The following is a 7,945-nucleotide window of genomic DNA, read 5'->3' as shown; positions in this document are numbered from 1 at the left end:
CCTCGGCCGAGCCGCGCAGCAGCACCGTGCCGCTCGCGGACTTGGCGCGCAGCGACGGTGTGCTGGCCGCGATCTCGACATCGCCGGCCATGGATTCCGCGCGCACGTCGCGCGGGCTGCCCGCCACCCGGATGGGGCCGCCCACAGAGTAAAGGTCGAGGCCGCCGTGCACGCCCGTGACCTCGATGCCCGCGTCTGCCGCCTTGACCCACACCCGGCTGCCGGCGGGAACGCGCACCTCGAGGTCCGCCGCCTGCGGCTCCAGCTCCTTGCCCTGGCCCCAGACGCCCAGCTTGAGACCCCGGCGGCTGCCACCCAGAAAGAGCTGGCCGGGGCCCTCCGCCACGGCTCCCGTGACCACCACACTGTCCACGGCCCAGCCGACGACGCGCACCGAGCCGCGCAGCATGTAGATGCTCACCGCGGCATCGCGCGCCGCCGGCCGCCGCTGGTCCACGCTGCGCTGGGCCGTGGCCGGACTGCCCACAGCCAGTGCCAACAGCACCGTGCCGGCCAGTATCCTCATTCGTCTCCTAGTGGTTCGCCACCAGCATCAGCTCCGGGCCTCGAGTGCCGTGGCGCGGCGCAGCAAATCCAGCCTGGTCGCATAGGCGGCCACCACCATTTCCGTCAGGATCCGGTTCCCGGGGTCCATGGCCAGCGCCGCCAGCGTCTCGAGGATCGCCGCGTCGACCACGCGCAGATTCTCCTCGACCAGCGCCACAGTCGCGGGCGCCAGCCCCACCTTCTGCCCCTCCAGCACGGCGCGCAGCTCGGCGGCAGCATGCTCGTAGTCCGGGAGAACGGCCCGGAGCTGGAAGAGGGCGACGTCGCTTGTCCGGGACCTGACGCCTGGAAGGGGCGACGTCGCCAGGACCGGCTCGAGGCGTTCGCGCAGCAGCATCAGGGTGAGCGCCGAGGACAGGGCCATGGCGGCCAGGGCGGCGGCGGCCAGCGGGTAGGCCAGCGACCGGAGCGGGCGCTGCCCGAGGGTGGCCAGCCCGCGATTCATGCGGCTGCGCCAGCCCAGGCGCGCGTGTATTGCGGGCAGCAAATCCTGGGCGGGCATCACCTCGGCCGGCAGCGCCCGCAACCGGGCCACGAGCGCTGCCGCCTGGCCGGCCGCCTCACGGCACGCCGCACACGCCTCCAGGTGCTCCACGACCTGCCCGCGCGCCTCGCCCACCAGCTCGCCATCGACGTAGGCGTCCAGCAGGTGCTGCGGGAGATGCTCGCCCCCTCTCGTCATGCTCGCCTCATGGCCGGTATCGCCGATCCTGATCCCTGCCCACGAATCTCTCCAGGTCCTCTCTAGCGCTCCAGCGCCTGGCGCAGCAGCCGCCGCGCGCGGTGCAACTGGGCTTTGGACGTGCCCACGGCGCAGCGCAGCAGGGCGGCGATCTCATCGTGACGGTAGCCCTCGATGTCGTGCAGCACGAGCACCGCGCGGGCGCGCGGCGGCAGGGCCGCCACCGCGCGCTCGAGGTCCAGCCGCAGCTCCGGCGCGGCCTCGCGGTTCCCCGCCAGTTCGATGTGCTGCATCCCGCCTGCGTCCGCGAGCCGCCGCTCGCGACGCCAGGTGCCGCGCCGGTCCCGCAGCACCACATTCACGGCCAGCCGGTGCAGCCAGGAGGTGAACTTGCTCTCTCCGCGGAACAGCGGCAGCTTCTCCCAGGCGCGGACAAAGACGTCCTGCGTCAATCGCTCGGCGTCGTCGGCGCTCCCGGCCATGCGCAAGCAGAGCGCATAGACGCGGCCCACACACGCGTAATACAGCCGGTCGAAGGCCGCCAGGTCCCCGCCCCGGGCATGGAGGACCAGGTCCTCGATCTCCGCGGCCCCGGCGGGCGCCGCAGGAAAGCGTAGCTCCATCACCCGAAGACGGGCCCTCCGCCAGACAGATGTGCGGCGCCGCTACAATAAGATCCCCTGCTGGGGCTTGGAGTTTGAATTGCTATGGTGGATGCTGCGTGGATAGGCGCGGAAGCGCAACTCACGCACAGTATTTCACCGCCGAGCACGCCGAGGACACAGAGATCGTCCGGTGTCGCGGCGACGGGCTGCCACTCCGCGCCCTCCGCGTGCCCGGCGGTGAGTACCTAACGGGATGGTGAAGGGCTCACTGCGGCCATCACCTATTTCACGCGCTCGCGCCAGCCGGGCGCGCGCGGCGTTCCGGCCGGGCCCGGCCACTCCGGGCCGGCGTATGGCGGCACTGCGCCGCGCGGCGCAGCGCGCAGCGAATCCAGCGACAGCGTGCCGGCGCCCGCCAGCAGCAGCGCCAGCAGCCCCGCGATATAGAGCAGGTTTACCTCGAATCCGGGCAAGCCGAACTGCGGCCCCTCGGGCGTCATGCCCGTGATATTTGCACGAGATCATCGGCCACCTCCCAGGTTGCGCCGTTTGCGCATGACTTCGAGCGCGCCGCACCCGGGCCGGAACACGCCCCCTCCCGACCCGGTCCCACCGTCCGAGTAGTGCCAAATGCGTGCCGCGCCGCGGGTTGCGGCGAGTCGACGGGCACCCGACATTTGCCTCGGCCCCCGCGGCGCCGCAGATTTCAGCACATGCCCGGAGGCGGGCCCAGGGGGCCCGAGCACGGAATCAGCACGGAGGGCAGCAGAAGGGGCGTATGGCGGACTTTGGCCTCTCCGACCCCACGCTGGAGCAAAACCTGCGGCTGCTGCGCGGCCGCCTGGCCAAGGGCGCGCTTTTCATGCTGCTCGTGCTGCTGGTCGGCGTGCTGGGCTACCGCATAATTGACCCCACCGCCTCCCCCGTGGACGCGCTGTACATGGCGATCATCACGCTGACCACGGTGGGATACGGCGAGATCATCGATCTGTCGGGCAATCCGGGGGGGCGGCTCTTCACCATTGCCTTCCTGCTCTTCGGCATGGGCGGTCTGGCGTACTTCGTCACCACGGGCACTGCATTCATTCTGGAAGGTCAGTTGCATCAAGTCTTCTGGAGGCGGCAGATGATCAAGGAGGTGGGCCGGCTCAGCGGGCATTACATCGTCTGCGGCTCGGGCGAGACCGCGATCCAGGTGGCCTCGGAGCTCCAGGCGGTCGAACGCCGCCTGGTGATCATTGGGGAGGATCCGGAGCGCTTCGACCGGCTGCGGTCGGCGCTCTCGCAGGCACTCGTGCTGGCGGGCGACCCGACGGCCGATCAGGTGCTGAGCGCGGCCGGCGTCGAGCGGGCGGCTGGCCTCGTCGCCTGCACCGACAGCGACAAGGACAACCTGATCATTACCCTGACGGCCCGGGCACTCAACCCGCGGCTGCGCATAGTGAGCCGGGTTACCGAGCCGGAGACGGGGGAGAAGATGCGGCGTGTGGGAGCCGACGCCGTGGTCTCGCCCACCCGCATCGGCGGCCTCCGCCTCGCCTCGGAGCTGATCCGCCCCACGGTGGTCAGCTTCCTGGACGAGATGCTGCGCGACCGCGACCGCAACCTGCGCATTGACGAGGTGCGGCTGGGGGAGGAGTCGCCCGCCGTGGGACGCACACTGGGCAGCATCGATTTCCGGGCCATCTCCGATGCACTGCTCCTGGCCTGCCGCATGGATGCCGACAAGTGGGTCTACAACCCGCCGCCCAGCTTCCAGCTCCCGGCCGGCGCCACGCTGATCCTCATGGGCTCACCAGGCGACATTGCCGCCGTGCGGCGGGAGCTGGGCGAGTGAGCGGAGCCCCCGCAGCACGATGCCACCCCGTCACTTTCTGACAGCGGATTGGCGCTACCTGGCCATGATCAACTACCAGGTCGATCCGTCGCAGCTCCGGCCTCGGGTCCCACGCGGAACGGAGTTGGACCTCTGGAACGACAGAACGTTTGTCAGCCTGGTGGGGTTCCTGTTCCTGAAAACCAGGGTTCTAGGGATTCCAGTCCCATTTCATCGAGATTTTGAAGAAGTGAACCTGCGCTTCTATGTGCGCAGGAGAGCTGCAGAAGGGTGGCGGCGAGGCGTGGTCTTTATCAAGGAAATCGTGCCGCGCACGGCCGTGGCACTGGTGGCACGCGCCGTCTATGGTGAGAAGTATGTAGCGCTGCCCATGCGCCACCGCATCGACGTGCCCAGCGGCCAGGCTGAGAAGCGTGGCTCTGTCCAGTACGAATGGAAGTTCAACGGGGAATGGAACGGCCTGCGTGTGGAGCCGGTGGAGGTGGCGCGGGCTACTGCCCCCGCCTCAGAAGAGGAGTTCATCACGGAGCATTACTGGGGCTATTCCACGACCGCCAGCGGCACCATCGAGTATGGAGTGGAGCACCCGCGTTGGCGGGTATGGCGGGTCGCCACATCAGCCGTGGAGGGTGATCTGGCGGGCCTCTACGGCGCGGAATGTGCCCGCTGGCTGGAGCAAACCCCCAGTTCCGCGTTTCTCGCCGACGGATCGCCCGTTGTGGTCCGCCGCGGGGCCAGTTGGTCGAGTTGGTGAGTACGGTCAGGCAGCTTTCCGCGGCATGAGATGCGCTGCCAGACGGAGAAGAAGGACGCCAGTCGTCAGGCAACGCGCTCGGACCACGAGCTCGCCGAAGTCCGACTCGCCTACCTTGAGGGAAGCGCGGCTCTGTTAGTGTCTAACAAGGTGGCTCTCGCCGGGAGGGTCCCTGCCAGCCGCAATGGGGGCACCAGCGCCACTCGAGCCAGGGGGCGAGGCGGTCAAGCCACCGCCGCTGGACGGGCACACTGGGCTGGCGGCAGGCGGGGCAGGCGTGGACGGGCCGCACCAGCAAGGCCATGGCGGCCAGCACCACGATCGCGCGCAGCACGACCAGCCCGAGCAGGACGTAGAAGAAAATCATCGCGCGGGAGGATAGCCGGAAGAATCTGGCCAGTGCGGCGGCCGGTCCCCTTCCCGTCCCCGTCCCGGTTCCCTACTTCAGCCGCGCGGGAGCTTGATCCGGGCCCGCCTACCGCTTGCTTGCCGTTGTTGCGCCCGCGAGTGGCCCCACGCCCTTGCCGTAGCGCGAGTCCACGTAGTCATCGAGGATGCGCAGGAAATCCTGCACCAGCGTCTCCCCGCGCAGCGTGGTGAACAGCCTGCCGTCCGCGTAGACCGGCGCCTTGGGCTCCTCGAACGTGCCCGGCAAGGAGATCCCGATATTGGCGTGCTTGGACTCGCCCGGCCCGTTGACCACGCACCCCATGACCGCGACGCGCAGCTCCTCGACCCCCGGGTAGCGCGCCCGCCACTCCGGCATGCGCTCGCGGATGTAGCCCTGGATGTCCTCCGCCATCTGCTGGAAGAAGCTGCTGGTGGTGCGCCCGCAGCCGGGGCAGGCCGTCACCTGCGGCGCGAAGCTGCGCAGCTCGAGCGACTGCAGGATCTGCTGTGCGACCAGCACCTCCTCGGTGCGCTCGCCGCCCGGCCGGGGCGTGAGCGAAACGCGGATCGTGTCGCCGATCCCCTCTTCGAGCAGCACGGCCAGCCCGGCGGTCGTCGCGACCACGCCCTTGGTCCCCATCCCCGCCTCGGTCAGCCCCAGGTGCAGCGGGTAGTCGCAGCGCGCGGCCAGGCGGCGGTAGACGCTGACCAGGTCCTGCACGCCCGAGACCTTGGCGCTCAGGATGATGCGGTCGTGCGGCAGCCCCGTCTCCTCGGCCAGCTCCGCGGAGCGTAGCGCGCTCTCGACCATGGCCTCGAGGGTCACTTCCCGGGCGTCCAGCGGCTCCGGCCTCCGCGCGTTCTCGTCCATCAGCTCGGTCAGGAGCTGCTGGTCCAGCGAGCCCCAGTTCACGCCGATGCGCACCGGCTTGCCCTGTTCGAGCGCGACCCGGATGATGGTGCGGAAGTTCTCGTCCCGCCGCTTCGCGCCCACGTTCCCGGGGTTGATCCGGTACTTGTCCAGCGCCTTCGCGCACTCCGGATACTGCGTCAGCAGCAGGTGGCCGTTGTAGTGGAAGTCCCCAATGATGGGGGCGGCCGCGCCCCCGTCTCGCAGCCGCGCCACGATCTCCGGCAGCGCGGCCGCCGCTGCCTCGTTGTTCACGGTCACGCGCACTAGCTCGCTGCCCGCCGCCGCCAGCGCCCGCACCTGCGCCGCCGTCGCCGCCGCGTCCGCCGTGTCCGTGTTGGTCATGGACTGGACGACGATGGGATGGCCGCTGCCCACGGGGACGCCGCCCACCTCAACCGTCACCGTCCGCCTTCGCTCTGCCACCGCTCTCTGCCTCGGGAATTCGAATTCGTGCCACGCCTCACGGCGCTGCGGCGCGGATCTCGCCGCCACCACCAGCCCGCCGCCAATGTACGATGCTACCCGGGAGCGGACCAAGAGGTAACGTCCGGCGCCGGCACCGCCCCCGCGTTCCGGGAGCCTATCCGTTCTCCGCCCCGGCCGCAGACACCCGAGCCGGTGAACCGCATCGCCGACCTGCCCACAAGCCCGGCGGGGGTGTTTCCGAGTCGCCCCAGCTTGCCCGGCATACGCACTTCCTGCTCTGGATCGGGACGGTCGTGGTAAAGGAGCGACTGTCGGATGGCCAGTTCTCCCGCCTGGGCCGGCCTGTGGTTCGGCAGGTGCGGGATCTCGGCACGGGGAGTGGCGTTGCGCGGCAGCGACCACGCGCCTCCCTTCCACTGAGCGCCCTTCCCGCTGGTCACGCATGACTTTGGGGGCACGGCCGTGAATCACGTTGCTCCTCCAGTCGCGCTCCAGGGGACTTACACGTGGTTGCGACCCCTTGAACGGCCGCGCGGATTGGAGTGGATCATCCATAAAGAGGGGAAGGAAACGATGGCACGGACACGTCCCCAGAATTCCCGAGGCCTCTTCGGAAGCATGTCAGCGGCCGCACTCGGCGGGACCGGCAGCTGCCCGCGTGTCAGCGGCTGGTGGTGGAGGCTGACCCCGAGCGCGGCGCCGCCCCCGCCGAGGAGATAATTCGAGTCCTCGAGGTAGTGCAGCCGATCCCGGGTATTTTTCGCTCCACGGACAGGACCGCGATCGTGAAGCGCCGTACCATGCCCCCCGCCAATTCGGCGGGGGGCATCAGACCCGCAGTGCCGACGCGATCTCCTCCTTGACGGCTGAATCCGACTCCACCCCCAGCCGCCCCTCCAGCGCCGGCCGCGCCCTGCCGCAGCCTGCCTCCATCCTGGCAGCTGGATATGCCTGTTTGAAAGTGTCACTTTCAGGAGCGAGGCAGCCTTCCGCCGCTGAGACCCAGGTCGGAGCCTGCGGGGCGTGATCACACTATGCGTGATGGACGGGGCGCGCCAGCTTGCGCGAGTGCAGACTGGCAGCACCGACGACTTCTACTACTTCCGCGACAGCGTGCACGCTCTGCTCGAAGTGGGAGAGTTCGGCAGCTCTTTTCCGACCTTCCTGTGCCGCTTCGAGCCGGATCGGTGGGAGGTGGAGGAGCTTCCGCAGCTACAGCGCGAGCTAGAGGCCATTGCCGCGGCGTTCAAGAAGCTGCCGCCCGAGCCGCCGGACTCCAATTGGCAGAGTAAGCTTGCCTCCTCCGGCCGGAAGCCGCGGACGCTCTACGACGTGTACCTCGACGCGGAGGGCAAGCCTCTTCTGGGCGAGTTGATCGCTTTGTGCGCGCTCGCGCGCAAGGAGGGGAAGCCGATCCTGCTCGAGTAGGTTTCCTCGTTGTCGCCGGCGGCGCGAATTCCAATGCCCCGGCTCGTCAGTATCCCCGGAGCTGCGTGGCCGCGGCCACGCGGCGCACGCCCAGGATGAAGGCGGCCACGCGCAGCGGCACGCGGAACTCGGCGGCCGTGGCGCGCACCTCGTCGTAAGCGGCGTTCAGCGTGCGCGCCAGCTCCTCCTGCACGCGCTCCGCGCCCCAGCGGAAGCGCTGGAGGTTCTGCACCCACTCGAAGTAGGAGACGGAGACGCCGCCGGCGTTGGCCAGGATGTCCGGAACCACCGGGGTGCCGCGCTCCTCCAGCAGGCAATCGGCGGCCGGGGTGATGGGCGCGTT

10 protein-coding genes are annotated in these 7,945 nt (G+C 69.5%); 3 read left to right on the top strand and 7 right to left on the bottom strand.

Annotated elements, in window-relative coordinates:
* From HY703_07625 to HY703_07610, 4 genes are all read right to left on the bottom strand, one after another.
* Positions 1 to 526: hypothetical protein (locus HY703_07625; GenBank protein MBI4545046.1), on the bottom strand; the 526-nt coding region annotated here is incomplete at its 3' end.
* 27 nt (positions 527 to 553) lie between these two features.
* Positions 554 to 1,249 carry a zf-HC2 domain-containing protein gene (locus tag HY703_07620; protein MBI4545045.1) on the bottom strand — a complete coding sequence of 232 codons (696 nt, stop codon included), beginning with the start codon at positions 1,247 to 1,249 and terminating at the stop codon, positions 554 to 556.
* 62 nt (positions 1,250 to 1,311) lie between these two features.
* A complete protein-coding gene (locus HY703_07615; protein MBI4545044.1) occupies positions 1,312 to 1,872 on the bottom strand; it encodes an RNA polymerase sigma factor in 561 nt (186 codons plus the stop codon).
* Between the two features lie 263 nt (positions 1,873 to 2,135).
* Positions 2,136 to 2,354: a hypothetical protein gene (locus HY703_07610; GenBank protein MBI4545043.1), complete on the bottom strand. Its 219-nt coding sequence runs from the start codon at positions 2,352 to 2,354 to the stop codon at positions 2,136 to 2,138.
* Between the two features lie 278 nt (positions 2,355 to 2,632).
* Between HY703_07610 and HY703_07605 the strand changes: the two genes are divergently transcribed.
* On the top strand, positions 2,633 to 3,691 hold the full coding sequence (locus tag HY703_07605; GenBank protein ID MBI4545042.1) for a potassium channel protein: 1,059 nt from the start codon (positions 2,633 to 2,635) through the stop codon (positions 3,689 to 3,691).
* 19 nt (positions 3,692 to 3,710) lie between these two features.
* Positions 3,711 to 4,445 (top strand): DUF2071 domain-containing protein, encoded by a 735-nt coding sequence (locus HY703_07600; protein MBI4545041.1) that lies wholly within the window; start codon positions 3,711 to 3,713, stop codon positions 4,443 to 4,445.
* Between the two features lie 142 nt (positions 4,446 to 4,587).
* Here the strand turns inward: HY703_07600 and HY703_07595 are convergent, their stop codons facing one another.
* Positions 4,588 to 4,812, bottom strand: coding sequence for a hypothetical protein (locus HY703_07595; GenBank protein ID MBI4545040.1), 225 nt, complete (start codon positions 4,810 to 4,812; stop codon positions 4,588 to 4,590).
* Positions 4,813 to 4,920: 108 nt separating this feature from the next.
* Entirely contained in the window at positions 4,921 to 6,618 is a 1,698-nt protein-coding gene (ispG, locus tag HY703_07590; GenBank protein MBI4545039.1) for a flavodoxin-dependent (E)-4-hydroxy-3-methylbut-2-enyl-diphosphate synthase, read from the bottom strand.
* A gap of 579 nt (positions 6,619 to 7,197) precedes the next feature.
* On the opposite strand from ispG, the gene HY703_07585 reads away from it, so the two are divergent.
* Positions 7,198 to 7,602, top strand: a complete 405-nt coding sequence (locus tag HY703_07585; GenBank protein MBI4545038.1) for a hypothetical protein — start codon at positions 7,198 to 7,200, stop codon at positions 7,600 to 7,602.
* 46 nt (positions 7,603 to 7,648) lie between these two features.
* Here HY703_07585 and HY703_07580 read toward each other — a convergent pair.
* Positions 7,649 to 7,945 (bottom strand): glutamate dehydrogenase (locus HY703_07580; protein ID MBI4545037.1); only part of this gene is annotated, 297 nt, incomplete at its 5' end.

This window comes from Gemmatimonadota bacterium (genome assembly GCA_016209965.1).
In the GTDB taxonomy this organism is placed as follows: Bacteria; Gemmatimonadota; Gemmatimonadetes; order Longimicrobiales; family RSA9; genus JACQVE01.
This window is presented reverse-complemented; position numbering and strand designations above follow the sequence as displayed.